The 26,226-nt window shown below is 63.5% G+C and carries 22 protein-coding genes; 16 read left to right on the top strand and 6 right to left on the bottom strand.

The window, feature by feature from the left end:
- Positions 1-237 precede the first annotated feature (237 nt).
- The 3 genes from AB7Z56_RS29425 to AB7Z56_RS29415 form a co-directional block, all read right to left on the bottom strand.
- On the bottom strand, positions 238-471 hold the full coding sequence (locus AB7Z56_RS29425; RefSeq protein ID WP_063984302.1) for a hypothetical protein: 234 nt from the start codon (positions 469-471) through the stop codon (positions 238-240).
- 153 nt (positions 472-624) lie between these two features.
- Positions 625-1,896 (bottom strand): ABC transporter substrate-binding protein, encoded by a 1,272-nt coding sequence (locus AB7Z56_RS29420; protein WP_063984301.1) that lies wholly within the window; start codon positions 1,894-1,896, stop codon positions 625-627.
- 356 nt (positions 1,897-2,252) lie between these two features.
- Positions 2,253-2,495, bottom strand: coding sequence for a hypothetical protein (locus tag AB7Z56_RS29415; protein WP_063984300.1), 243 nt, complete (start codon positions 2,493-2,495; stop codon positions 2,253-2,255).
- A gap of 313 nt (positions 2,496-2,808) precedes the next feature.
- Between AB7Z56_RS29415 and AB7Z56_RS29410 the strand changes: the two genes are divergently transcribed.
- Together AB7Z56_RS29410 and AB7Z56_RS29405 are read left to right on the top strand one after the other, a co-directional pair.
- Positions 2,809-3,090: a hypothetical protein gene (locus tag AB7Z56_RS29410; protein ID WP_028153535.1), complete on the top strand. Its 282-nt coding sequence runs from the start codon at positions 2,809-2,811 to the stop codon at positions 3,088-3,090.
- A gap of 124 nt (positions 3,091-3,214) precedes the next feature.
- Positions 3,215-6,070 carry an ATP-binding protein gene (locus AB7Z56_RS29405; RefSeq protein WP_231144512.1) on the top strand — a complete coding sequence of 952 codons (2,856 nt, stop codon included), beginning with the start codon at positions 3,215-3,217 and terminating at the stop codon, positions 6,068-6,070.
- A gap of 293 nt (positions 6,071-6,363) precedes the next feature.
- Here the strand turns inward: AB7Z56_RS29405 and AB7Z56_RS29400 are convergent, their stop codons facing one another.
- Both AB7Z56_RS29400 and AB7Z56_RS29395 read right to left on the bottom strand, forming a co-directional pair.
- Positions 6,364-9,267: an ATP-binding protein gene (locus AB7Z56_RS29400; RefSeq protein WP_084795223.1), complete on the bottom strand. Its 2,904-nt coding sequence runs from the start codon at positions 9,265-9,267 to the stop codon at positions 6,364-6,366.
- A gap of 230 nt (positions 9,268-9,497) precedes the next feature.
- The gene (locus AB7Z56_RS29395; protein WP_063984298.1) at positions 9,498-10,391 is read right to left on the bottom strand and encodes an SDR family NAD(P)-dependent oxidoreductase; all 894 of its coding nucleotides are present in this window, start codon (positions 10,389-10,391) and stop codon (positions 9,498-9,500) included.
- 357 nt (positions 10,392-10,748) lie between these two features.
- Between AB7Z56_RS29395 and AB7Z56_RS29390 the strand changes: the two genes are divergently transcribed.
- The 13 genes from AB7Z56_RS29390 to cydB all read left to right on the top strand — a co-directional run bounded on the left by AB7Z56_RS29390 (position 10,749) and on the right by cydB (position 22,348).
- Positions 10,749-11,801, top strand: a complete 1,053-nt coding sequence (locus AB7Z56_RS29390; RefSeq protein WP_063984297.1) for a catalase family peroxidase — start codon at positions 10,749-10,751, stop codon at positions 11,799-11,801.
- Complete coding sequence (locus AB7Z56_RS29385; RefSeq protein WP_063984296.1) at positions 11,798-12,361, top strand: cytochrome b; 564 nt, start codon at positions 11,798-11,800, stop codon at positions 12,359-12,361. The genes AB7Z56_RS29390 and AB7Z56_RS29385 overlap by 4 nt, the downstream gene beginning before the upstream one ends.
- A 124-nt stretch (positions 12,362-12,485) precedes the next feature.
- The gene (locus AB7Z56_RS29380) at positions 12,486-12,986 is read left to right on the top strand and encodes a Dps family protein (protein ID WP_063986515.1); all 501 of its coding nucleotides are present in this window, start codon (positions 12,486-12,488) and stop codon (positions 12,984-12,986) included.
- 38 nt (positions 12,987-13,024) lie between these two features.
- Positions 13,025-13,648, top strand: coding sequence for a histidine kinase dimerization/phosphoacceptor domain -containing protein (locus AB7Z56_RS29375; protein WP_063984295.1), 624 nt, complete (start codon positions 13,025-13,027; stop codon positions 13,646-13,648).
- A 137-nt stretch (positions 13,649-13,785) separates the two neighbouring features.
- The gene (locus AB7Z56_RS29370) at positions 13,786-14,385 is read left to right on the top strand and encodes an HdeD family acid-resistance protein (RefSeq protein WP_063984294.1); all 600 of its coding nucleotides are present in this window, start codon (positions 13,786-13,788) and stop codon (positions 14,383-14,385) included.
- A 3-nt stretch (positions 14,386-14,388) separates the two neighbouring features.
- Positions 14,389-15,225 carry a formate dehydrogenase accessory sulfurtransferase FdhD gene (gene fdhD, locus AB7Z56_RS29365; RefSeq protein ID WP_063984293.1) on the top strand — a complete coding sequence of 279 codons (837 nt, stop codon included), beginning with the start codon at positions 14,389-14,391 and terminating at the stop codon, positions 15,223-15,225.
- Positions 15,226-15,243: 18 nt separating this feature from the next.
- Positions 15,244-15,909 carry a YoaK family protein gene (locus tag AB7Z56_RS29360; RefSeq protein ID WP_063984292.1) on the top strand — a complete coding sequence of 222 codons (666 nt, stop codon included), beginning with the start codon at positions 15,244-15,246 and terminating at the stop codon, positions 15,907-15,909.
- A 164-nt stretch (positions 15,910-16,073) separates the two neighbouring features.
- Positions 16,074-17,510, top strand: coding sequence for a class II fumarate hydratase (fumC, locus tag AB7Z56_RS29355; protein ID WP_231144513.1), 1,437 nt, complete (start codon positions 16,074-16,076; stop codon positions 17,508-17,510).
- 13 nt (positions 17,511-17,523) lie between these two features.
- A complete protein-coding gene (locus tag AB7Z56_RS29350) occupies positions 17,524-17,949 on the top strand; it encodes a hypothetical protein (RefSeq protein WP_063984290.1) in 426 nt (141 codons plus the stop codon).
- A complete protein-coding gene (locus AB7Z56_RS29345) occupies positions 17,946-18,350 on the top strand; it encodes a hypothetical protein (protein ID WP_063984289.1) in 405 nt (134 codons plus the stop codon). The genes AB7Z56_RS29350 and AB7Z56_RS29345 overlap by 4 nt, the downstream gene beginning before the upstream one ends.
- Before the next feature lie 42 nt (positions 18,351-18,392).
- Positions 18,393-19,931, top strand: a complete 1,539-nt coding sequence (gene mqo / locus AB7Z56_RS29340) for a malate dehydrogenase (quinone) (protein ID WP_354177545.1) — start codon at positions 18,393-18,395, stop codon at positions 19,929-19,931.
- A gap of 18 nt (positions 19,932-19,949) precedes the next feature.
- Positions 19,950-21,359: a cytochrome ubiquinol oxidase subunit I gene (locus tag AB7Z56_RS29335; protein ID WP_208085994.1), complete on the top strand. Its 1,410-nt coding sequence runs from the start codon at positions 19,950-19,952 to the stop codon at positions 21,357-21,359.
- Positions 21,360-21,361: 2 nt separating this feature from the next.
- On the top strand, positions 21,362-22,348 hold the full coding sequence (gene cydB, locus AB7Z56_RS29330; RefSeq protein WP_354177546.1) for a cytochrome d ubiquinol oxidase subunit II: 987 nt from the start codon (positions 21,362-21,364) through the stop codon (positions 22,346-22,348).
- A 95-nt stretch (positions 22,349-22,443) separates the two neighbouring features.
- On the opposite strand, the gene AB7Z56_RS29325 is transcribed toward cydB, so the two are convergent.
- Complete coding sequence (locus AB7Z56_RS29325; protein WP_085401753.1) at positions 22,444-23,691, bottom strand: oxalate decarboxylase family bicupin; 1,248 nt, start codon at positions 23,689-23,691, stop codon at positions 22,444-22,446.
- A 240-nt stretch (positions 23,692-23,931) separates the two neighbouring features.
- Here AB7Z56_RS29325 and AB7Z56_RS29320 point away from each other — a divergent pair, with 240 nt between their 5' ends.
- Positions 23,932-26,223, top strand: a complete 2,292-nt coding sequence (locus AB7Z56_RS29320; protein WP_354177547.1) for an FdhF/YdeP family oxidoreductase — start codon at positions 23,932-23,934, stop codon at positions 26,221-26,223.
- Positions 26,224-26,226 lie beyond the last annotated feature (3 nt).

Genomic DNA, 26,226 nt, shown 5'->3' with positions numbered 1-26,226 from the left:
GAATTCCGCGATGGAGCTGGTATCGCTCTCGGATCCGCTGCAGATGCCGGGCCGCGGCGTTGGTACGGATCAATGCGTCTCAGACATGGCCGGTCGGAAGAACGGGGCTTCATAGGGCCGCCATTCTTCCTCCAGTCACGTCCGCGAGATGGAAGCCCCCGAAGCGCCGAGATGAACCTCTTCAAGTCCGCGCTGACGATTGCCTTGCGGCAAGGGGGCGCGCTCCGGTTGGCGTGCTCAATAGCCCGACTTGGGCTCGCACGGAGGCCGACGCCAGGGGTCGCTCGCATACGCACCGACGTCGGGAGCGCGAACACAGTTGCGCTTGGACGTCACCGGAACGCGCTGAACCGACGCATAGGCGTCGTCATTGGTCCGGCGCGCCTGGTTGTTGCCTTCGCGAGCCATCGCGGGGGAGGCGATCATGGCCGAAACCATCAGTCCGGCCGACAAGAGCTTCAGTGTAGTCATTGCACGTCTCCTTGACAAAGCGACGCCGGGAACGCCTCGGCTCGCCTGCCAGACATGTGTACGCATGTGTCGGATGAGCAGTATCAATTGAACGATCATTTTCGCCTTTGCACGAAGTCGGCGCCCGCGCTTCATCTCGAAAGCGATTGCTCGCTAGTCGGGCGAAAGCGTTATCTGGTCCGAATGGCCATTCATGAGCGGACCGAACCATTCCCACTTCTCGCCGGTGAAACGCATCATTTGGAGATGCTCGATCGGGCGAAAGTCCGTCGGCGATGTCTTGACCCGGACGCCGGGAATATAGGCCGCCCCCTCGATGTCGAGATTCGTCGCCACCTGCATGATCCTCTCGCGCGTAAGATCGTCGCCACAGCGCCTAAGCACCTCAACGAGCGCGCTCGACATATTGAATGCTACCAGCGGGCCGCTTTCGGATCGATCTGCGTCCGGATAGTATTTCGCCATGAACGCGCGAAAATGCTGCATGCCCGGGTATGAGTCCCACTGCGGGTCGGTCACGTCCATCTGGTACCCGGCACTCAGGACTCCCTTCGCGTTGTCCAGTCCTGCGAGCTTCAACACTGAGCCAACCGAAACCGAGACGTTCGTCATGATGTGGACGGGATGCCAGTCCAGCTCGGCGAGCTTCCTGATCGCCTGAGCCGCGAATTTTGGCGTGGCGACATTGATGAAAATGTCGGGGGCGGCCGCCTTGATCGCCACGATCTGCGAGTCGATTGTCGGCTCGCTGATTTCATATGGCAGGCTCGCAACCACCATTTGCGCGTACCTGTCTTGCAGCACCTCCTTCAGGCCAGCCAGATAATCGCGTCCGAAGTCGTCGTTCTGGTAGAGGATGCCGATCCTGGCGCCAGGGTAATGCGTCAGGACATAGTCCGCGTAGATGCGTGCCTCGGTTCGGTAGCTCGGTAGCCAGCCGATCGTCCACGGAAAGTGGACGGGATCAGCCCAGCGAGATGCTCCCGAAATGGCGAACAATTGCGGCACGTGGCGATTATTCATGTACCTTTGAATGGCGGCGTTGCTCGCGGTGCCGAAGGGGGCGAAGATCGCGAGCACTTCGTCGGCCTCGACGAGCCGCCGTGCCTGCTCGACCGCTCGGGACGGATTGTAGCCATCGTCGTAGGAGATGAACTCGACTGTCCGGCCGTTGATGCCGCCATTGTCGTTGACCATGCGAAAATACGCACTCATCGTCCTGCCGATGATGCCGTAAGCCGATGCCGGGCCGCTATAGGGCATGATGTTGCCGATCCTGATCTCGGTGTCGCTCGCACCGGGATCGTATCGCTGTTGCGCAGAGGCGCTGGCTGCGCCGGCCGCAAATATGACAGTGACGACCGCTAGTTTTCGCAGGCGCCTCGCAATGTCCGGACTCAAATGGCCACTTCCACCGGTGATCAAGCGATGCCTCCATAGCGCTGCTGGTCATCGTGCCTGCCGGGCGGCGGTATGGCGCCAATGGAGGGCCTGCTCGTCCAACAGTCGATAGCCGGAGTGTAGCGCGGGACCCGCCGCGAGCCGGATTACAGAAGCTGAAGAACTGTGAAGTTTTACAATGGTGTGCGTAGAATTGGCCCGTCACCGGCGCCCGATCTGGGGGAGCGTTCTACGCCGTCGTCGCGAACAAACGTCCGGAGCCGATGATATCGATCGAGGCTCCGGACCCGCGGGGTGCGCCGCATGGCGCGGTCGCACTCCGAGCGAGGTCACAGACAGGCATGGTGACGCGGCAATTTGCCTTTGCGTGTTGCCGCCGCTCACCGATGCCCGTGGCGGTTGTAGATGTGGCCCGCTCCGAACACCGGAGCCGCGCCACCGGACCGCTCGAGACCCATTCGCCCTGCCGGCGTCAATGCGCCGCCATTCAGCACGTCGCGATTGGGATACATTGATGCAAATGCGGCGGGCTCCTGATCGGCAAAGGACCAAGCCGCGGAGGCGGATGATATCGTTGCCGTTGAGAGCAGCACTGCGGCGATCAGGGTTTTGAATGCACTCATAGCGAATCTCCATTGTTCGTGACGTGCGGAGAGTCGCTTGGCGATGATCGCTGCTCGGCTGATGGCGTTTCCGGAATTGCTTTCTATACCGGGCTATATAGGCAGTCCGGCCAAAAAACCCCGATTGCTGTGCATCACTCTTGCGAGAAGATGACGGGAATATCAGGCAGAGCGCGCGGTTACGAAGGTCTGATGCGTCTTCGAAGCCGAACTCTGTCACAATTGTCATAGTTGCTCGCGCGATCGTGCATGGTCGAATCGTGTGCGACGCCCAGTTCAAGGTGCAGGTCATACAACATGAGGAGTGTGAGCCATGAGACTGCTCTGGTTTCTCTGCGTCGTTGCCAGCCTTGCGCTCTCGGGCGTTGCATCTGCCCGCGGCGGCATGGGATCTCACATGTCGATGGAGAGCGGCGGCGCGCTCGGTACCAGCGCTGCTGCGCCGGGAACGAACTCGCTCGGCACCGCGCTCCCGTCATCGGAGGGGGTTGGTCATCCGACGAAGGGACCGCTGCTCGGCTCGGATGCGACCATCGACAAGGAGGACGCACGGGTCGAGAAGATGCTGGAAGGATCCATCTGTCGCGGCTGCTGACGTGCGAGCATTGCGATATTTGCGGCGAGTGTCTGGCGGCCTTGGTCGCCGGACAGATTGTGTATTTTGAAAGCGTTGGTGATACGCTGGGCGCAAGATCAAACAACCGCCTGGGGCTATGCCGATGATGGCCGAGCCAAACCAGCGCCCCGTCTACGCTTGCGCTGAATGGGAGATCGATCTTGCCAGACGCGAACTGCGCTCGATGGGAGAGTCCGTTCCTCTGGGCGGTCGTGCCTTTGAGATTCTTGCGGAATTGGCTCAGGCCGAAGGCGGGCTGGTCACCAAGAATGACCTGACAGAGCGTGTCTGGCGCGGCGTCTTCGTCGAGGAGAGTGCACTTCGGGTCCATATCGCGGCGATCCGGAAGGCCTTTGGTTCGGATCGTGACATGCTGGCGACAACGGTCGGCCGGGGCTATCGCCTGCTGGGTTCATGGCGGACCCGGCAGATGGATGCCCCGCTACAATCTGCCGCACCCCAGCCACTGCCGTCGACCAACATTCCCAATGCATCATTCGTTCTCATCGGCCGCACCACCGCGGTCGCGCGTTTGTGGGAGCTTCTGTCGGCTTATCGCGTCGTGAGCCTCGTCGGGCCTGGCGGGATCGGCAAGACGGCCCTTGCACTACAAGCTGCCAGGACGCCGCCAGCCGGTTTTGCGGCCGACCGGTTGCTGGTCGAATTGGCCTCGCTGCCCGATCCCAAGCTCGTGTGCTCGGCCGTCGCCAGCACGCTCGGTATCAAGCTCGAAGGGGAGGAGATCACCCCGGGCTCCATAGCGCGCGCGATTGGCGCCAGGCAGTTGTTGCTCATTCTCGACAATTGCGAGCACGTCGTTGATACCGTGGCCCAACTGGCCGAGACGATCGTCAGCCAGTGTTCCGGAACGATCGTCCTGGCGACAAGTCGCGAAGCGCTGCGCATTGACGGCGAACATGTCTATCGCGTTCCGCCCCTGGGGGTGCCGCCCGAAGTCCGGCTCGGGTCTGACGCCGCATCGGCCTACACGGCGGTAGAATTGTTCACGACCAGAGCGAAAGCGCTGGGCTCCAGCTTCGCGCTCGACGAAGAGAACCTCGATGCCGTCGCAGCCATCTGCCGCCGGCTGGATGGCATTCCGCTCGCGATCGAGTTCGCGGCGGCACGCGCCGTGATGCTCAGTCCGCCGAAGATCGCGGCACTTCTCGACGATAGGTTCAAATTTCTGACGACCGGCCGGCGTACTGCGTTGCCCAGGCAGCAAACGCTTCGTGCGACGCTCGACTGGAGCTACGATCTACTGCCGGACGCCGAGGCGCGGGTCCTGCGGCGGCTCGGCGTGTTTGCCGGAGAGTTTCTGCTCGATGCCGTGATCGCGGTCGCGAGCGAAGGGATGGGCGACGTCACCGCGGAGCTTGCCAACCTGGTGGCAAAGTCGCTCGTCCTTGCGGATATTCGCGGCGAGCGCCCGTACTATCGTCTGCTGGACACCACGCGCGCCTATGCGCTGGAAAAGCTTCACGCCAGCGGCGAATTTCCCGGCGTCGCGCGCCGCCAGGCCGGATACTATGGCGGGTTCTTTGCGAATGCGGAAGCTGACAGCGAAGTGAAGCCGCAGGCGGAGTGGCTCGGCTTCTATGGCCAGCACATCGACAACGTAAGATCCAGCCTCGATTGGGCTTTCTCGCCCGACGGAGATGCGCAGATCGGAGTGGCGCTGACCGCAGGGGCCGTCCCGTTATGGGTACAATTGTCGCTCCTCGCCGAGTGCCGCGAGCGGACCGAACTGGCGTTGGCCAGCCTCGACGGCAGCGCCGCGGGCGCTTTGCGGCTCCGCATGCAATTATCGGCCGCGCTTGGCTGGTCACTGATGTACGGCGTTGGCAGGGCCCGAGAGGCCGGTCCGGCTTGGGCGGCGACCCTGCAGCTGGCCGAGCAGCTCGGCGACAGCGACTATCTCCTGCGCGCGCTTTGGGGGCTGTGCATCGATCAATTCAACAACGGCGAGTTCCGCAAGGCGTTGGAATTCGCGCACCGCTTCGCGGATATCGTGGCCGATTCCCAAAATTCGGTCGACCGGATGATGGGCGATCGGCTGCTTGCCACCACGCTGCACTACCTCGGTGACCAGCGGTTGGCGCATCATCACATTGGGCGGACCTTGTCTCGCCTTTCCGATCTGGCGGCGAAGCCGCAGGTGATCCGTTTCAGGTTCGACCTGCGTGCCTCGGCACGCTATTTCCAGGCGCGCATCCTGTGGCTTCTCGGGTTGGCGGATCAGGCACTGAGCGTCGTCGAGCGCAATGTCGAGGAGGGCCGAGCGAGTGGTCATGCTCTGACCTTCTGCAGCGTGCTTGGCCAGGGCGCCTGTCCGATTGCTTTCCTGGCCGGCGATCTCGATGCTGCGGAAGGCTATTGCACCATGCTGCTCGAGCACACCGAACGTCATCCGATCCGTCTATGGAACGTATGGGCGCGCGCCTTCAGGGGCATGGTCATGGCGCGGCGTGGCGATGTCGCCGCCGGACTGACGTTGCTGCGCAAGGCGCTCGAGCTTGCGGGCGAGGCGCGTTTCCTGCCGCGCTTCCTGCTTCCTCTCGGCGAACTGGCGGCATGTCTCGGAGAGGTCGGCGAAGTATCGCTGGGGCTTGCGACAGCGGATGAGGCGCTCGCGCGCTGCGAGGCGAGGGATGAGCGGTGGTACGCGGCCGAGCTCTGGCGCATCAAGGGCGAGTTGCTCCGGCATCCCGGCGAGCGTCGCTCGGCTATCGCTGCCGAGCAGTGCTTCGACAAGGCGTTCGAAGTGGCGCGCGGCCAAGGTGCGCTGTTCTGGGAGCTGAGGGCGGCCATCAGCCTGGCACGGTTGAGGACGAGTCAGGGCCGTCCCGCCGATGCGCACCAAATCCTGGCTTTTGTGTACGGCAAATTCACCGAAGGTTTCGAGACCGCGGATCTCAGGCTCGCGAGAGCGATGATGACGGAGTTTTCGACCTCATAGGGCTGACGCGCGGTACTACAGGATGCCCCGGGGGCGGCGTCCGATACATGTCATCGGACGCAGGTGCGGCCTCGGCGAGCGCCGCATCCCCCGTGCTCCAGAACGTTGGCTTCGAAGTCCTATTGCCGGACCAAGAATGCGCCGGCCCCTCGACGCGGTCTTTCCACGCCGCGCGCTTCTATCCGGATTGCACGGCATCGCCGCCAGCCGCACGACCTGACCCACAGGAGTTGCGATCACGCCTGATGTCGCTGCGGGTTCGCGCACTCCCAGGCGCGCCCGTTGCGGAGCCATCAACTCGCGGCGAGCGAGCCCGAAGGCGGAGACGCCAATTCGGCCAGCAATTCGCTGGCCGCTTTCAGGACGGGCGTATTGAACCCCTCGGTGAATCGTCCATAGATGGGCGCGAGCACGTCTTGCGCTTCACTGCGGCGGCCCCGCCGCTGCAATAGCCCTGCAAGACCGATTGCCGTGCGCAACTCAAAACCGAGCGCCCCCTGATGTCGGGCAAGGTCAAGTGACTGCGCCAGGCTCCGCTCCGCCTCCAGGAAGTCGGGATTGTCCTTGCGGATCAGCACTTCTGCCCTTGCCCGCAACATGTCCGGCATCTCCACCATGAAGTTGCGACGCCGGCCCCGGGCAATCGCCTGATCGAGGATGTCGAGTGCTTCATCTCCACGACCTGTCGCCGCCAGAGCTTCCGCGAGCGGCACGCAAAGTCCGGCCGCCGCGCCGTAGCGCTGGCTCTGCAGCTTCTTGACGGAGGCGTTCAGCATGGCCAGCCCGATATCACTCTCGCCGCGCGCCAACAGCGCAATCCCTTTCATGGCGTCGCCGACCGTCTGGAGGGTGGCGAGATTATGCTTGCGGGTCTCCACGAGGAGCCTGTCAATGTGCTCTTCGCACACGCCCACATCCCCGTTCCAAAGGAAAACACCGAATGCCCAGGGCAGCGCTATGCACAATATGGTCGGATGGTTGATGGCGATCACATCGGAGATGGCTTGGCGCGCCGTCGCCGTGGCCTGATCGGGATGTCCCTCGAGCCACAAGATGCGGGCGAGGGTGATTTGAGGACGCTTCGGGTAATCGGACGTCAGGCCGCCACGGGAGTCGCCTTCCAGTCCCGGATGGGACAGCGCCGCTTCGACGTACGAGCGAGACGCGGCAACCTCGCCCAGATAGTGGCACGACGTTCCGAGCAACATGCGCATGCGCGCCACTCCGACGGAATCGTTGCTGGCGAGGGCAATCGCTTCGCCGCGCTTAGCGGTGGCCAGCGCATCGTCAAAATTGCCGACCAGCAATTGGAGCAGATGCAGTCGGCCAATCAGGCGGATTTGGCCGGCGACATCGCCAATTGTCTCCGCCAACCGGACCGCTCTGTCGAGATAGCCGACGCCCAATTCGTCGATTTGTCCCGTCAGCATCCGCGCCGACGCCAGCGCGGCATGAAGTGCGAGGTCGTGCCTGACACTTCCGCCCGTCTCACGAAGCGCTTCGATTGCGCGCGTGACCCAGAGCTGGCATTCGGTGAAGAGCGACAGCTTGAAGAACAGGGGGATCGCTGCGGCAGCGAGGCCGACGCCGGTTCTGCGGTCGCCTCGATCCGAGAAGCACCACGCCAGCGCGCTGCGTATGTCGCCGAATTGATCGGCCATCGACGACAGGCCTTCATTCGGCTCGTCGGCCGTCTCTTCAAGCAAATCTCGAAAGTAGGAGGCGTGGCGTAGCGGCACGATCTCGGCGTCGGTGCTGGCGGCGAGCTTCTCCTGCGCGTAGGCCCGCGTCGCGTCCGCGAGCCTGTAGCGAATCGATTGCGAGTCCTGGTTCGGGGCAAGCATCGACTTGGCCACGAGGTTGTCGAGCGCAGCCATGGTCGTGTCGTCGCTGGTCGCATCGCTGCCGGCGATCGCTCGGGCCGCATCGGCGGTGAAGCTGCCGACGAACACGGATAGCTGGCTGAGAACCACCCGTTCGGGCCCGGATAGAAGATCGTAGCTCCACTCGATGGTTGCGCGAAGCGTGCGGTGCCGGGGCAGCGCCGTGCGTCGTCCTTCCCACAGCAGATTGAAGTGCTTGTCGAGGAGTTGGACCATGGCCTTGACGCCGTAGGCGGTCACATGGCCGGCGGTGAGCTCGATCGCGAGCGGGATGCCATTGAGCCGACGGCAGACGTTGCCGACGTCCGACGCGTTCGCATCCGTCAATCCGAACCCACCTCCAGCTGCGGCCGCGCGTTCCACGAAGAGCTTTACGGAGGGGTAGGCAATCGCGCTCTCGGCCGTCAGAACGGCGTTTTCCGGCGGGCTTGTCAGAGGCGAGAGGCGATATGTGTGCTCGCCTTCGACCCGCAGCAGCTCCCGGCTCGTGGCCATGATGTGCAGCTGCGGTGCCTCCTGGTAGAGCCGTTCGGCCAGCGCCGCCGCGGCGTCGACGACATGCTCGCAGCAATCCAGAATGAGCAGCATCCGCCGGTCGCGCAGGAATGCAACAAGACTGTTTGAGGGATCGTCCGATCGCGCCCGCAGTCCGAGCGAAGATGCTGCAATGGCCGGCACCAGAGCGGCATCGCGGGTCTCGCCGAGACTGACGAAGTGAACCTGGCCGGCGAATTCCGCGAGAAGGGCGTGGCCCGCGGAAACAGCGACCGTCGTCTTGCCGATGCCGCCCGGGCCGACGACCGTGATGAAACGCTGGGCTTTGAGCCTTTCCGATATATCCTGGATGGTTTGCTCGCGGCCCACCATCTGCCAGGGATGTGCCGGCAGGTTGTGCGCGCGAACAGGCTTGGTCGGTGCAGGTTGATTCTGCTCCGGTGTCGCGGCCGAACCGACGAAACAATAACCCTGTCCCGAGACCGTGCTCAGATATTTGGCGCCGGCATTGCCGTCCCCGAGCGCCTTGCGGAGTGCTGCGATATGGACGCGCAGGCTGTTGTCATCGACGCTGGAGCCTGGCCATGTCCTGGCTATCAGATCGCCCTTGCTGACGACTTCGCCCGCATGCCGGATCAGTGTCAGCAGCAGGTCAAATGCGCGAGCCGACAGTTGGACCGGATTGCCATCCTTCTCGATCCGTCTCTGCGAAGCGTCCAGACGAAACGGCCCAAAGACGAAAATCTCTTGAGCGGAGCTCTCCTGGAGAGAGGGTCCGGTCGTGGCTGTTGTGGCGTTGCTCTGCCAGCGGTGGACCATTTGGAAATATCAAATCCGACGACCAACTCGTCGTACTCTATGACTTGAACTCGGGCCGAAACGTGTGACCGCGGTGGCAGCTTCAAACGTAACATCCAGCAGTATCGCGGTAAAGGATCACCGATGGATGTCGCTGATCACTTTCGTCCGGAGGGCAGGGAACTCCGGGGAGAGTCCTGATTTTTTGGGAAACGACCGTCGATTGGGGAAATCTCCGCCGATGGGCGATCTCATCGGATCAACACCGGCTTGAGAAGATCCTCCAGGCCGATCCGGCCGAACAGTTCCGTGCGTGCGCGGTCGGCGACGGCGTCGACAGCTGCCGCCCCATCGTCATCCGGGCCGAAATGAACTTTCAGCGGACGTTGTCCGAACGGCATGTTCACGACATTCGCAACTGTGCTTGCGACATCTTGTGGGGCCGTATCCTTCGGCGAAAGCTGCGCGAGTCCCGCAAGCGCGATTTCACTCACGTCGGCGGTCGGACCATCCGCGTATTCTTCCGCCCGAACAGTATCCTGCGGCCGGCCGGATCGGACATAGTGGCCGGGTCCGAGAGCACTGGGAACGATGATGGTCGTCTCGACGCCCCAACGTGCGAGCTCGCCGGCGTAACTGAGTGCCAGCGAATCCAGGGCGGCTTCCGTTGAAGCACAGGCGCCGAGGAACGGAACCGAGCTGCCCCGTGCGCTGCTTGACGTGATCCATATCAGCAAGCCCTGACCTTGCTTGCGCAATTGTGGCAACGCCGCGCGATTGAGGCGCTGTGCGATCAGGACGTTGGTATCGTAGAGCTCGGCGAGCTGCTCCGGCGTGAAGGCTTCTGCGGGTCCGTAAACGACTTGCCGGGCATTGTGCACGACCACGTCGAGGCGGCTGTTTTCGGCGATGATGGTCTCAACGGCCGAGGTCACTGAGGAGTCCGAAGAGACGTCGAACTCGATCGTGCGGAGATCGGCGCCGGGCTGGCCGGGATTTGATCCAGCCTCCTCGATCCCTTGCGCAATAGGGCCACTCATTTCCCGGCTTGAAACGTAGACCGTGTGGCCTGCCTGCATCAGTTGCCGGCAGGTGGTTCGTCCGATGCTGTTTGCAGCACCCGTGACGATGATCACTTTGCTCATTCGATTCCCAATCGCATTCCAGCCTCTGCGGCGCTGGCGGCCCCGTCGCGACACGGTCCATCGTTCGGGAGTCGACCGCCGCCATCGTGCGAAGCGCATCTGGAATAGGGCGGGGCGCAGGGTGGGTCTTTTCGGGCATCACGATCGATTGTCAAATTGCACGAAAAATTTCGAGAATGCCCGAAGCCGGATCCGGTCCGGCGAACGCCGAAGACAGTTCAGGCGTGCCTTCGCGAAATTGGCGGTGGGTTCGAAAAGATCGGGCCTTGGCCGCCGGCTACAAGGAGGCTGCTTCGCTCGAAAGAGCGCCGCGCGCACCCGATCGCCAGGCGGTCTGCGCATCGCAAAGGAGACCGGATGAATCAAGGCAAGCTACCACGTTCGGGGCTTGGGTCCCTCGTCCTGATTGCGGCCGTGGTCGGCGGCGGCGCGGCTGCCTTCGCATACACTGCGGGATGGTTCTCGCCGGGGCGTCTGACGCCGGAACGGATGATCGCGGCGCTGACGCCTCCGAGCGGCCCGCCGCTCGGGCACCGGCGAAATCATGCCAAGGGAATCTGCTTCACCGGGACATTCGAGGCGAATGGAAACGGTGCGGAGCTCTCCCGGGCCAGGGTCTTCGCGCAGGGGCACTATCCGGCCTTGGGCCGTTTCAATCTCGGCACGGCCGATCCGAACGCGGTTGATGCGACCGTGCGCGTCCGCGGCCTCGGATTGCTGATCACGACGGCAGACGGCGAAGAGTGGCGCATGGCGATGATCAACCCGCCGTTCTTTGCGGTTTCCACGCCGCAGGCATTTCACGACCTGCTGATCGCATCCGGCAAGAAGGATCCGGAGGCGATGAAGGCGTTCATTCAGGCCAACCCGGAATTCGGCCCCTTCGCGGCCTGGGCCAAGACGGCGCCCTGGACCGGCAGTTATGCGGAGGAGCCCTATAACGGCCTCAACAGCTTCGTCTTCACGGACGCCGGAGGCGGCGACCACACCGTGCGATGGTCGCTGTTGCCCTCGGCGCAACCCATTCCGATCTCGCAGGCCGACCTCGAAAAGCGCGGGCCGGATTATCTCGAGCAGGAGATCACCGAACGGGTCCGGACCGCCGGTCCACTGCGATGGACCATGGTCACGACCGTCGCCGATCCGGGCGACCCGACCGCGGATCCGAGCAAGGCCTGGCCGGAGAACCGTCGCAAAGTGGAGGTCGGAACGCTGATCGTGCAGCGGATCGAGCCGGAGCGCGATGGACCGTGCCGCGACATCAATTTCGATCCGGCGGTCCTGCCACAGGGAATCCGGGTGTCGGACGATCCGTTCCCGGCTGCACGCTCATCGGTCTACCGCAAATCCTACGATCTGCGCGCGGCCGAAGCCAGGGACTATCCGCGAACCGGGACCGCCAAGCCATGACCAGCGCTCCTCATCGTTTTGCCCTGATCCAGCGGGTTCTGCACTGGCTGATGGCGGTCTGCATCCTCGCCATGCTGTTCATTGGCGTCGGCATGGTCTCCACGGTCGCGCCGAAATATCTGCCGCTCATCCTGGTCCACAAGACGATCGGCGTCATCCTGCTGGTCCTCGTGCTGATCAGGCTGGCGTTGCGGCTGCATTACGGTGCGCCGCCATTGCCGGCCGATCTTTCGAGACCTATGAGGTTTGGAGCAAAATTGTCGCATCAGCTCCTGTATGGCCTCATGATCGTCATGCCGTTGCTCGGTCTCGGCATGCTCTGGGCCGCGGCCTATCCGGTCGTCCTGTATGGCGGGATCCAAATTCCCGCACTGCTGCCGCAGAGCGACCTGATGCACACGCTGCTCTGGAATGCCCACGTCTATCTGGGTTTCGCGTTCTTTGCCCTCGTGCTGCTGCATCTGGCGGCGGGGCTATTCCACGCATTGATCCGTCGCGATGGCGTATTCGAATCGATGTCGCTTCTGCCGCTGCGGGACAGGGTGACACAAGCGAAATGAACCCGCTGCGCGCCGGCGGGCGCCCCTCGCAGGCGTGCGATCCCAAAAGGATCTTTCGCGCCGGAAAGATTCCTCGCGCACCGCGCGGTTAGATGTTTCCAACCTCCAGCAAAGGATGCCGACCATGACCAAAGCTGACCTCCAAAGCCCGACGGATCTCGGAGCGAATGCGAACCGGGACGTTCCAGCCGCGCTGAGAGCGCTGCTCGCCGACGTTTTCGCTCTCTACCTGAAGACCAAGAACTTCCACTGGCACGTGTCGGGCAGCCACTTTCGCGACTACCACCTTATGCTCGACGAGCAGGCCGACCAAATCTTCGCCATGACTGACGACATCGCCGAACGCGCACGCAAGATCGGCGGCACGACGCTACGCTCGATCGGCCACATCGCGCGCGAGCAGCGCATTCTCGACAACGATGCCGACTATGTCGATCCGCAGGACATGCTCGCCGAGCTGCGCAGCGACAACCAGCAGCTAACGCGGGAAATGCGCCGGGTCCACGAGCTCTGCGACGAATACGGCGATGTCGCCACCGCGAGCGTCCTGGAAAACTGGATCGACGAAACGGAACGGCGCATCTGGTTCCTCTACGAGACCGGCCGAAGCGGCCAGAACCCGTAAGTGCAAAGCACGCCGTTGGGCCGGGAGGCGGGTGAAGGATGAGCAGCCTCTCGGAACTCCTGACGGATGGCGGCGTCAAGGCGGAGCGCCTGCTGCTGCGTGAGCTCGCGCACCGGATCGACGACGAGCTCGCCTCGGCGATTGATCTGGTGGCGCAGGCGGCCGATCGTTGCGACGGCATCGAAGCGAGGGCGACCCTCGCTTCCGTGCAGGACCGGCTGGAAGGTCATGCACAACTTCACCACGCGCTGCAAATGCCGCAGTTCACCACCACCGTCGATCTGGCGGCCTATCTTCAGCAATTGTGCCGGTCGATCAGCCGCTCGAGTCTCGAAGACAAGGGTATTGCGCTCTCGCTGCTGCTGCATCCGCTGCAGATGAGTTCTGAGCGCTGCTGGCTGCTGGGGATGATCGTCTTCGAACTGATCACCGGTGCGGTGCGCCACGTATCCCACTGCGGAGCAGGCGCCATTCGTCTCGAAGTATGGCTCACGGCGACGTCGGTTGCGTGCAGCGTCATGGACAACGGCTCGTCCGACGAAAGTCGGTACCGGGAAGAGGACCGCTCCATCGTCGAGACGCTTGCGGCGCGTCTGCACGGGACCGTCGACGTCCGCGGCGGCCCCGACGGATTCAGGACCGTCGTGACCATCCCGCGTTAGTCGCGACGCTCGCGCAACGATCCGTATCGTGCGGATCAAATAATATCGCTGCGTCCTCGAAAGATGACTTGGGACAGATCTCGATACGCTTGCCCTATTCATGATCTGCGGATCGTCGTGCGAACAAGGGTCAAGCCATGACGGACATGTCGAACTCGAAGGCCTCGCTCGGATGGGCGATCCACGCCATCACCGGAAAATGGGGCTGGTTCGTTGCGCTGGGTGTCGGCGAACTGATCCTCGGCGGTGTTGCATCTGCCAATCTTATGGCGGCGAACCTCGCGTCCGTACTGGTCATCGGCGCCACCATGGCGGTCGCCGGCATTTTCCAGATCGTGCAAGCGTTTTCAGTGCGCGGCTTGCGGGGATTCCTGCTTTGGCTACTGGCCGGGATCGTCTATGCGGCCGCCGGGGCCATCATACTCTACGATCCGATCCTCGCTTCGTTCACGCTGTCTCTCGCAGTGTGCGCCTTCCTGGTCGTAGCCGGGGTGATAAGGATCTGGGCCGGGTTCCATATCCGGCCGGCCGCGGGCTGGCGTTGGATCGTGGCTGCGGGCGTCCTGACCTTCTGCGTCGGTGTCATGCTGGTTGCGGCTTGGCCCGCCATCGGTTTGTGGCTGCTTGGTGTGATGCTGGTCGTCGACCTGATCTTCCAGGGATGGGGATTCATCGCATTCGGGGTCGCGCTCAAGAGCCGCGCGTCCCGCCATTCGTCCCAGCCGGCGACGGTATGAGTCATGGCGAAAGGCTCGACATTCACCCGGCATTGGGAGATTGCCTGGCGCGGCGGTCAGACGAGGTCGACCTCGCGGCTGGTTGCCGAGGAGACCGCGATTGCGCTCACCTATAACGGCTCGACCCAGGCGGTGATGATGGGCACGCCGGGAGATCTGGAGGATTTCGGTATCGGCTTCAGCCTCACCGAGGCCATCGTCGAACGTGCGAGCGAGATCAGCAGCATCGAGCTGATCCCGAACGATCTCGGCGTCGAGGTTCGGATGTGGCTCGATGGTGACCGCGCGGCATCCCTGGCTGCACGGCGCCGAACCATCAGCGGCCCCGTTGGCTGCGGGCTATGCGGCATCGAGAGCCTCGAACAGGCTCGCCGCGCGCCGGCGCGGGTGAAGGGCCGGGGCATCGTTTTTCACGCGCGCGACTTGCTGGGCGCCATGCAGGCCCTTTCTCCGCACCAAATCCTCAATCAGCAAACGCGGGCCGTCCACGCGGCGGCCTTCTGGCATCCGCGGGCCGGCATCGGCCTGGTCAGAGAGGACGTCGGCCGGCACAATGCGCTCGACAAGCTCGCCGGCGCGATCGTACGCGAGGGGAGATCGGCGTGCGATGGCGCGGTACTGCTGACCAGCCGCGTTTCGGTCGAGATGGTGCAGAAAGCGGCGATGCTCGGCGCACCGGTCATCGTGGCCGTATCCGCACCCACCGCACTCGCGATCAAGACCGCGGATGAAGCGGGGATCACGCTGCTCGCGATCGCTCGCGATGACGGATACGGCGTATTCACGCACCCGCGTCGCGTTCTGCTGCCGGATGAGGCCGCAACGCACGCCGGCTGCTGACCTCGCGGGCCGACGCACATGGCGATGCAAGCCGTATCTCCGGAACCGGTCGCCGAGACCGGAAGCGTCGTCCATGCTCCGGAGCGATCGGTTCTCGTGGCGTCTCTTCTGAGCATGACGGGCGGCTTTCTCGACGCCTTTACGTGGCTCTCGCTCGGCGGCGTGTTTGCAAGCTCGCAAACCGGCAATGTTATCTTCCTCGGCATCGACGCCATGTCCGGGCAATGGCGGCAGGCAACCCATCATCTTCTTCCGCTTGCCGCCTTTCTGCTCGGCGCATCGCTGGCAATCCGCCTCAAGTCGCCGCTGCTCTGCCTCGCCGGAGAGATCGTCTGCCTGGTAGCGGTGATGCTGTTGTATCATCGGATTCCGGACATGATCACGATCCTCGGAATCTCCTTCGGCGCCGCGCTGCAGTCGGCCAGCTTCAGGCAGGTCGAACGCTGGAAATATCTCACCGTCACCGTCACCGGCAACATGCTCCGTGCCATCGATCAATCAGTTGCGTCCGATCGCGATGCGGCGCGCGGCACCGCAGTCATGCTTCTGGTCTGCCTGATGTTCCTGTCGGGGGCCGCCATCGGGGCCTGCGTGACGAAATGGCTGCACGCCTGGAGCCTTGTCCTGCCGATCGCATCGTCGGTGTGCGTTCTTTGGCTCTGCCGGCCGCAACTGCGAAGCTGAACCGTCGATCCAAGTCTCGTGATTTCGCTCGTTGACGGTGCGGAGCGCGCACCATGCCATTCGGCAAAAGGACGTTCATTCAAGGAAGCGTGCGCGTCATGCGGTGCGTACACTTTCCAACAGCGCCGAGATGGCCTTTCGACGTCAACTGCCAAGAGGCACGGATGAACGACCTTCGCAAAGAGACGGACAGCCTGGGTGAAGTGGACGTTGCCGCGGACAAGCTCTGGGGGGCGCAGACGCAGCGTTCGCTCGAGCATTTCAGCATCGGCAAGGACCTGATGCCGCGCGAAATGATCCAGTCCTACGCGATCCTGAAGAAGGCGGCCGCGAACGCCAATTGCGCCGGCGGCCGTCTCGACGGCAAGGTCCACAAGCTGATCGCGCATGTCTGCGACGAGATCCTCTCCGGCCAACATCAGGACATGTTTCCGCTTCACGTCTGGATGACCGGCAGCGGAACGCAATTCAACATGAACGTGAACGAGGTGATCTCGAACCGATGCTGCCAGCTCGCGGGCACGCCGCTCGGGAGCAAGCATCCGGTTCACCCGAACGATCACGTCAATATGTCGCAATCCTCGAACGACAGCTTTCCCTCGGCCATGTACATCGCGGCCGCGATGAACGTGACCGAGCGGCTCGTTCCGGCGGTCGAGGCGTTGCACGACGCAATCGCGGCAAAATCGAGCCAGTGGGACGACGTCGTCAAGATCGGCAGAACCCACATGCAGGACGCGACCCCCCTGACGCTCGGGCAGGAATGGTCCGGCTATGCCGGCATGCTCGCCGACGATCTGGCCCGCATCGACGACGCGCTCAAGGGCGTCTTCCGGCTCGCCCTGGGCGGCACGGCCGTCGGCACCGGCATCAATGCCGCGCCGGGCTTCGCCGAGGCCGTCGCCGCGGAAATCGCGCGGCTGACGGGGCTGCCCTTCGTCAGCGCACCGAACAAGTTTGCCGTCCAGGGTGCGCATGACGCGCTGGTGCAGCTATCCGGCACGCTCCGCACGCTCGCGGGGTCGCTCTACAAGATCGCGAACGACATCCGTCTGATGTCCTGCGGCCCGCGCGCGGGCTTTGCCGAATTGCTGATCCCCGAGAACGAGCCGGGTTCGTCGATCATGCCGGGCAAGGTCAACCCGACGCAGGCCGAAGCGCTGACGATGATCGCCGTGCAGGTGATGGCGAACGACGTCGCCGTCGGGTTCGGCGGAGCCGGCGGCTATCTGGAAATGAATGTCTACAAGCCGCTGATCATCCACAACATCGCGCAGTCCGTCACCATCCTGACCGATGGTTGCACCAATTTCCGCACCTTCCTCGTCGAGGGCACCGAGCCGAACCACAGGAAGATCAAGGAGTATGTCGAGAGATCGCTGATGCTCGTGACGGCGCTGGCGCCCGTAATCGGCTACGACAAGGCGTCGCGGATCGCGCACTATGCGATGGACAACGATCTCACGCTGAAGTCGGCGGCGCTCAAGCTCGGTTTCGTGACCGAGCCGGAGTTCGACCGCATCGTGGATCCCGCCAAGATGGTCAAGCCCTATGTGGCCGAGATCAAGGTGCCGCTCGCAATCGGCGCGAAGGCCGGCTGAAGGGGCGGCGGCAATGATCCGGTGCGTCAGACTCTGGACGGGTGCGGATGGCAAGTCGCACTTCGAGGATGGCGTCGTCGAGCTCGCGCGCGGGGCGAGGGGCGATGCGCTCAGCGCAAAGCTTCGGATCGATGCCGCTTCGTTCCACGAAACGGATGCAGATCCGAAACTCGGCTGGCATCCCGACGCAGCGCGCCAGCTCGTCATGTCCCTGAGCGGGACGCTACGGTTCGAAACTGCGGATGGAAGCTTCACGCTGCGCCCGGGCGATGTCCTGTTCACGGAAGATACCGGTGGGACGGGCCACAATTGGACCATGACGGACGAGGCGCCGTGGCGGCGCCTCTACACGGTTCTCGAGCCGGACGCCGAGGTGCCGTTCCGGTCCGAACGACGCCGCGCAGGCGGCGCAACCACAATGCAAGGAGAGACACGATGATCCGCTGTGTGCGCCTATGGACCGGAGAGGACAACAACTCGCATTTCGAGGAAGGCTTCCTCGAGCTGGAGCCGGGACAGCGCGGCGACTTCCTGACCGGAAAGATCGATGCCGCCAGCGTCTCCTTTCAGGAAACGGAATCGGGCGGAGCTTTCGCCTGGCACACCGCGCCGATCCGGCAGCTGGTGATCACGCTCAGCGGATCGCTCGATTTCCAGACGCGTGACGGCCACCACTTCCTGCTCCACCCCGGCAACATCCTGCTGGCGGAGGACACCGCCGGCTCGGGGCATAGCTGGAAATTGACCGACGATTCATCCTGGCGCCGTGCCTACGTGATCCTGCGCCCGGGAGCGGACGTGCCGTTCCGCGCCAAGGTGCGGCAATCGGTGCGGGCCTGATCGAGCCATCCAAAGCAGCAACACCCGACGAAGGAAATAGCCATGTCAGCAGCTTCCGACCGCGAAACTGATGTCGTCCTCATTGGCGCCGGCATCATGAGCGCGACCCTCGGCGTCTTTCTCAAGGAGCTCGAGCCCTCTCTGTCGATCCAGATGTGCGAGATTCTCGGGGATTGCGCGCAGGAAAGCTCCGACTCCTGGAACAATGCCGGTACCGGCCACGCGGCGAACTGCGAGATGAACTATACGCCGCAGCGGCCCGACGGCAGCATCGACATCTCCAAGGCGCTCCAGGTCAATGTCGAGTTCGATCTGTCCCGGCAGTTCTGGTCCTACCTGATCGGGCGCGGAGAGATCGCGGATCCGCAAGCGTTCATCCATCCGGTCCCGCATATGAGCTTCGTGCACGGCGCGGAGAACGTCGAATTTCTCGGAAAGCGGTTCAAGGCGATGTCGGCCCATCATTGCTATGAGGGGATGGAGCATACCGAGGATCCCAGGCAGATTGCCGAATGGGCGCCGCTGGTGATGGACGGACGGAGTGGCGACGAGCCGGTTGCCGCAACGCGGATCGTCACCGGCACCGACGTCGACTACGGCTCGTTGACGCATCTGCTGGTCAAGCATCTGGTCAACCAGCCGGGCTGCGCCGTCCACTACAACAGCTGTGTCACCGGTCTTGACCGGGAGCAGGGCGGCCGGTGGCGCGTCGAAGTGCGCGACACCGCGAGCGGCGAGACGCGATCGGTGCGCGCAAAGTTCGTCTTCATCGGTGCCGGCGGCGGTGCGCTGCCGTTGCTGGAGAAATCCGGTATCCCGGAGGGGCGCGGCTATGGTGGTTTCCCGGTCAGCGGGATCTGGCTGCGCTGCGATGATCCCGAGATCAACAAGCGTCACCATGCCAAGGTCTACGGCAAGGCCGCGGTCGGCTCCCCGCCGATGTCGGTGCCGCATCTCGATACACGGGTGATCGGCGGCCAGCATTCGTTGTTGTTCGGTCCCTATGCCGGCTTCTCGAGCAAATTCCTCAAGCACGGCTCGCTGCTGGATCTCTTCGAGTCCATTCGTCCCGCCAACGTCAAGCCGCTGCTTTCGGTGGCGCGCGACAATTTCGATCTCACCGAATACCTGGTCGGGCAGGTGCTGCAATCCGAGGGACACCGGCTCGCCGCACTCGACGAATATTTCCCGAAGGCCGACCCGAAGGACTGGAGATTGCAGGTCGCGGGCCAGCGGGTCCAGATCATCAAGCCCAATGTCAAGCGTGGTGGGTTGCTCGAGTTCGGGACCGAGCTCGTCGGCGCGGACGATCATTCGCTGGTGGCCCTGCTCGGCGCATCACCGGGGGCTTCCACCGCCGCGTTCATCGCCATCAGCGTGCTGGAAAAGTGCTTCGCCGGCGAGCTGACGGCAAGCGCCTGGCTGCCCAAGCTGAAGCAGATCATCCCGTCCTATGGCGTGTCGCTGATCGACGATGCGGATTTCTGCCGCCAGATTCGTGCAGCGACCGCTGCGGTCCTCAAGGTCGACAACATTCCGCAGCCGGCCGCACGCGCGCCGGCGGCCGCGAAGCGGGCGTGAACCAACGGAGAATGTTCGATGGACCCGACGGCGCTCCTTCTGTCGCGGCTGCAATTCGCCTTCACCATCTCGTTTCACATCATCTTCCCGGCGTTCACGATCGGGCTTGCCGCCTGGCTCACCGTGCTCGAAGCGATGCACCAGTACAGTGGCAAGCCCGTCTACCGGACCCTGTTCGCGTTCTGGCTGAAGATCTTCGGCGTGGCGTTTGGCATGGGCGTCGTATCGGGCGTGGTGATGGCGTTTCAGTTCGGAACGAACTGGAGTGTGCTCTCGAAGATGTCGGGCCCGATCCAGGGCCCGCTGCTCTCCTACGAGACCTTCACCGCCTTCATGCTGGAAGCGGCCTTTTTCGGCATCCTCATCTTCGGTCGCCCCCGGGTGCCGCCGTGGTTCTACCTGTTCTCGACGGCGATGGTCGCGCTCGGGACGACGCTTTCGGCGTTCTGGATCATGGTCAACAACAGCTGGATGCAGGTGCCGACCGGCTACGTCCTGCAGAACGACCAGTTCGTGCCTGATGACTGGACGCAGATCATCTTCAATCGCGTGGTCTGGGTCCGGTTTCCGCATATGCTGCTCGCGTCCTATCTGACCGGCGCGTTCTGCGTGGCGGCAACCGGCGCGTGGTATCTGCTGCGGCGGACCTATCGCCCCGAGGCCCATGTCATGCTGCGGATGGGCCTTGCACTTGCGGCGGTGCTGCTGCCGGTCCAGCTCTTCATCGGGCATCTCGTCGGCGACTATGTTCACGATTACCAGCCGGCCAAGTTCGCCGCGATCGAGGCGCGCTGGCATGACGAGCAGCCGGCCTCCGAGGTGCTGATCGCGATCCCGGATTCGAGTACCGAATCGAACAAATACGCGATATCGATTCCCGTGCTCGGGAGCATCATCGGAAGCATGAGCCTGACGTCGAAAGAGGTCGGCCTCACCAGCTTCGCGCCGCAGGACCGGCCGCCGGTGCTGATCCCGTTCTTCGCCTTCCGCATCATGGTCGGCTGCGGCTTCGTGATGCTGGGGCTGGCCTGGCTCGGGACCTGGCTCGGCCTCAAGCATCGGCTCGATCGGAACCGCCTCTTGCTGTGGGGCATCTTCCTCAGCTTCCCGCTGCCGTGGGTCGCGATCCTCACCGGCTGGTACACCGCGGAAGTGGGGCGCCAGCCATGGACGGTCTATGGCGTGTTGCGGACTGCAGACGCCGTGACGCCGTTCCTGACCGCGTCGGCTGCGATGACTTCCTTGATCCTGTTCGTCGCGGTCTACGCCTTCATCTTCTCATTCGGGACGTATTACATCTATAAGCTGCTGCGTGCCGGCCCGGCGGGACTCGGTGGCAGGCCGCTCCACGTTCCCGTGCCCAATCGGCCGATGTCGCTCGCCGATCAGGTGCCGGCCGCACGCAGCTATCTCGGGGCGGGAGAATAGCCATGGTGATGTACTGGGTTGCCCTTCTTGCCATCAGTATTCTGATCTATCTCCTTCTCGACGGTTTCGATCTCGGCGTCGGTATGCTGTTCGCGGCGGCCGGGGGCGAGTCGCAACGGGATGCCATGCTGAGCACTGTCGCTCCGGTCTGGGACGGCAATGAAACCTGGCTGATCGTCACGGGCGTGATCATGTGGGGCTCGTTTCCCGTGGTCTACGCCATGGTGATGTCGGCCTTCTATATCCCTGTTCTCGTGATGCTGCTCGGATTGATCCTGCGCGGCGTAGCGTTCGAGTTTCGCGGCAAGGCGCTCAGTTCGCGCTGGGTCTGGGACGTCAGCTTCGTCGTGGGCTCGTTTGCCGCCAGCTTCATGCAGGGCGCGATGGTCGGCGCTCTCGTCGAAGGACTCCAGTTCTCCAACGGCGATTATACCGGCGGAACGCTCGGCTGGCTGACCGCCTTTTCCGCCCTGTGCGGGATCGGGCTCTGCTTCGGCTATTCGCTGCTCGGCGCCTGCTGGCTGGTGCGGAAGTGCGAAGGTCCCGTTCGGGATGCCGCACGGCGCCAGATCCCGCCGCTGGCGATCGGCGTCCTGGTCTTCCTGGCCGTCGTCTTTGCGTATGCGCTTGTCGAACATCTTCCGATTCTACAACGCTGGACCGACCGGCCCTATCTGTTCGTGTTTCCCGTGATCGGCGCAGGTGCGGCCGCGATGCTGGCCAAGAGCATCCTGCGCCATGACGACTATTGGCCGTTCCATATGGTCGCCCTGATCTTCGTCGCGGCTTTCGCCACGCTCGCCCTGTCGTTCTGGCCCTACATGATCCCGTTCGTCGTCACGATCGACGAGGCCGCGGCGCCTCATGCAAGTCTCGCATTCATGTTCTGGGGCGCCGGCCTGTTCGTATTCCCGCTGATGCTGCTCTATGTGGCGGTCGGCTATCGCGTCTTCCGCGGCAAGTCGGCCCCTGCTGCCGATCACTACTGACGGCTGCACGCTCGAAGTTGCCGTGAGCTGTCACGGATAAAAAGAAAGGCGCCGGTTTCGGCGCCTTTCTCGTTCAGAACTCTTGCGAGGCTGGTTCAGGATTTGGGCATGACGCCGGGGCTGTTGTCCGGCCATTGGGCGATCAGCTTCTCATCGATGTTGAAGTGCTGGGCGACCAGTTTGGGTGGCGTGTGCGTCAGCCAGTAGGAGAGCGACACCTCCTCGTAGCGAGGGGCTCGAAACACGCCGACGAACTGCAGCTCGGTGTCGCCGACGTTCTCGACATAGTGGCCGAGATTGCGCCGGACATAGCCGATGTCGCCGGCCGCGAAGTCCGTCGTGAACGCATTGGGGCCGGTGTCGAACACCGTCATTCGCGCCTTGCCCTTGATGTAGTACTGCCACTCGTCGGCATTCGGATGCCAGTGCATCTCCCTGACAGCGCCCGGCGGCATCGACACCAGCGCCGCAGCGACGGTGGTGGCAACCTTGAAGGTCGTGCTGTCGGCGACGCGGATGCTGCCGGCGGAGCTCTCCTTGACCGGGGCCGAGCCGCCGAGCGAGTGGACGAAGGGGTAGGGCGGCGCTTCGGCGTGCTTCGCAACGGCTGCGCGATCGGCGGCGAGATCGCCGGGCACGGTCCCCTGGAAGATCCAGCGGTTGTGCAGCGGGATCTTTGCGAACGCGTCGGCCGGAACACCGAAGTTCTTCGCCAGCACCTCGGGCGGCGTGTGGGCGAACCAGTCGGTCACCAGGAGCGTGTTGAATTCATTGGCGTGGCCGTCGTCGAAACAGATCACGAACTCGCAACCATCGGGGCCCAAGCCCTGCAGCGAATGCGGCGCGCCCGGCGGAAAATACCAGAGGTCGCCGACTTTGAGGTCGCCGACATAGGGACGCCCCTGCGTGTCGAGCACGGTGACGCGGCAGGAGCCGTAGGTCAGGATCGCCCATTCGGCAGCCTGGTGCCAATGCAGCTCGCGGATTCCGCCGGCAGCCAGCCGCATATTGACGCCGGAGATCTCCTTCGAGATGGCGAAATCCTCGACCGTGACCTGACGGGCCCAGCCGCCATTCTGGATGCGCCTCGGCGCATTGTTGAACGAGGCCCAATCCATCGGCAGGCCGCCGACGTCCGTCGGGGGCGGGGTTTGGGCTGAGGGGAAGTGCTTGGCAAGGTCTGGATCTTGAGGACCGGGATCGGACAGGCTTCCCGGGCTCTTGGCGTTCACGGCGCCTTGCGGCGGCTCGTCCGGATTGCCGAAAGTTGCGGCCTGCGCGCTGGAGCCGACCATGGCGGCGCCTGCCGCGGACATGGCCAGCAAATCACGTCTTGAGAACATCTTGGGTCGCTCCTGAAAAATGTCGAAAGCCCTCCGTAGCGACGGGGCTCCTACTCACAAACCTAGTTTCCGGTCGCCGTTTCAGCTTCCGTGAACGCGCTCTTTTTGCCGGAATGCACTGGCTGCTGCGCCCGGCTCCGAACATGTGCAATTGCGAAATTCGGCTTCGTTTTGAAAAGACGGCTCTGCCCGCGCGATCCTTAACTGGCCCGGAGAATTGCCCTATCGCGAGATATCGAGATGACCACGAAATCGGTTCGTCCCTACCGTGAACCCGCCGGCGGCTGGGGCGCACTCAGGGCGCTCAGCGAGGCGCTTCTGGTGCAGCGGGCGCCGCTGAAGGGCGCAGCCACGCTCAGCAGGATGAATCAGCCGGAGGGCTTTGATTGCCCCGGCTGCGCCTGGCCAGATCCGAAGCACACCTCGTCATTCGAATTTTGCGAGAACGGCGGCAAGGCGATCGCCTGGGAGACGACATCGAAGCGCTGCACGCCCGAATTCTTTGCCGAGCACACCGTCACGGAGCTCGCGAGCTGGAACGATTACGATCTCGAAATGGTCGGTCGGCTCGCCCATCCGATGGCCTATGACGCCGCATCCGATCGCTATCTCCCGGTGCAGTGGAGCGATGCGTTCGCCATGATCGGCCGCGAGCTGAATGCGCTGCCGGATCCGAACATGGCGGAGTTCTATACGTCCGGGCGAACCTCGAACGAAGCCGCCTTCCTCTATCAGCTGTTCGTGCGCGAGTACGGCACCAACAACTTTCCCGACTGCTCGAACATGTGCCACGAGGCGACCAGCGTCGGCCTGCCGGAATCGCTCGGCGTCGGCAAGGGCACCGTGCTGCTGGAGGATTTCGACAAGGCCGATTGCATCTTCATCTTCGGCCAGAATCCGGGCACCAACAGCCCGCGGATGATGACCAGCCTGCGCAACGCGGCCCGCCGAGGGGCCTCGATCATCTCGTTCAATCCGTTCCGCGAGCGCGCGCTGGAGCGCTTCCAGGCGCCGCAGAGCCCGGTTGAGATGATCACGCTGTCGTCGACGACGATCAGCTCGAAGCTTTTCCAGGTACGTGTCGGTGGCGACGTCGCCGTCCTCAAGGGGATCATGAAGATCCTCGTCGAAACGGACGAGGCTGCCCGTGCGGCCGAGCAGCCGGATATCCTGGATTGGGATTTCATTCGCGGGCACACCGCCGGCATCGAAGCGCTGATCGGCGATCTCAAGCGAACGCAATGGCCCGACATCGAACGCCAGTCCGGCCTGACGCGCGAGGACCTGGAATATGCCGCCGGCGCCTATATGAAGGCGGAGCGCGCCATCCTTGTCTACGGCATGGGCATTACCCAGCACCAGCGTGGTGCGCACAACGTGCAGCAGATCGCCAATCTTGCGCTCTTGCGCGGCAATGTGGGACGCGATGGCGCCGGCGTTTGTCCGGTTCGCGGTCATTCCAACGTGCAGGGCGACCGAACCGTGGGGATCACCGAGATCCCCAAGGCGGATTTCCTCGAGCGCCTCGAGCACCGCTTCGGCTTCAAGCCGCCGAGCGCGCCGGGACACAACGTCGTGACGGCGTTGGAGGCAATGATCCGCGGAGAGGTGAAGGTCTTTTTCGCGATGGGCGGCAACTTTGCCGCGGCCATACCCGACTGGCAGGCGACGCAGGCCGCGCTGCGCAAGCTCGATCTGACCGTCCACGTCTCCACCAAGCTCAACCGCAGCCATCTGATCCATGGCCGCGCCGCCCTGATCCTGCCGTGCCTCGGGCGAACCGAGATCGACATTCAGGAATCGGGGCCGCAGTCGATCACGGTCGAGGATTCGATGTCGATGGTCCACGCCTCGGGCGGTCGCAACAAGCCGGCATCGGAGCATCTTCTCAGCGAGGTCGCGATCATCGCAGGCCTCGCCAAGGCGACGCTCGGCGAGAGCACGGTGGTCGATTGGGACGGCTTTGTTGGCGACTACGATCGCATCCGGGATGCGATCGAGGCCGTCCTCCCTATCTTCGAGAGCTACAATGCCCGTATCCGCATTCCCGGCGGCTTCCATCTGACCTCGACCGCGCGGGAGCGCATCTGGGCAACGCCGTCCGGCAAGGCCAATTTTCTGGTGTTTGAGGGGTGCGGCGAGGACCCGCCGCAGGCCGATCCGGATTTCCTGTGGCTCAGCACGATACGCAGCCACGACCAGTACAACACGACGCTCTACTCGCTGTCGGATCGCTATCGCGGCGTCTTCGGCCAGCGCGACGTGGTCTTCCTCAACGAATATGAACTGAAGAAGCGCGGGCTCGCGGACGGCGATCGCGTCGACCTGATCACGGAGTCGACCGATGGCGCCGAGCGGATCGTGCGCAACTTCCGCGTGGTTGCGTATTCGTTTCCGACCGGCTGCTGTGCCGCGTACTATCCGGAGACCAATCCGCTGGTGCCGCTCTATGCCCGTGATCCCCTCAGCTTCACGCCGTCATTCAAGGGCATCCCGATCCGCCTGGTGCGCTCGGCCGCCCCGGCGCAATAGAGC

It is taken from the genome of Bradyrhizobium sp. 482_C4_N1_8, assembly GCF_052075965.1.
GTDB lineage: Bacteria > Pseudomonadota > Alphaproteobacteria > Rhizobiales > Xanthobacteraceae > Bradyrhizobium > Bradyrhizobium barranii.
Note: the sequence above shows the minus strand (reverse complement) of the source record. Positions and strands in the feature narration are given on the sequence as shown.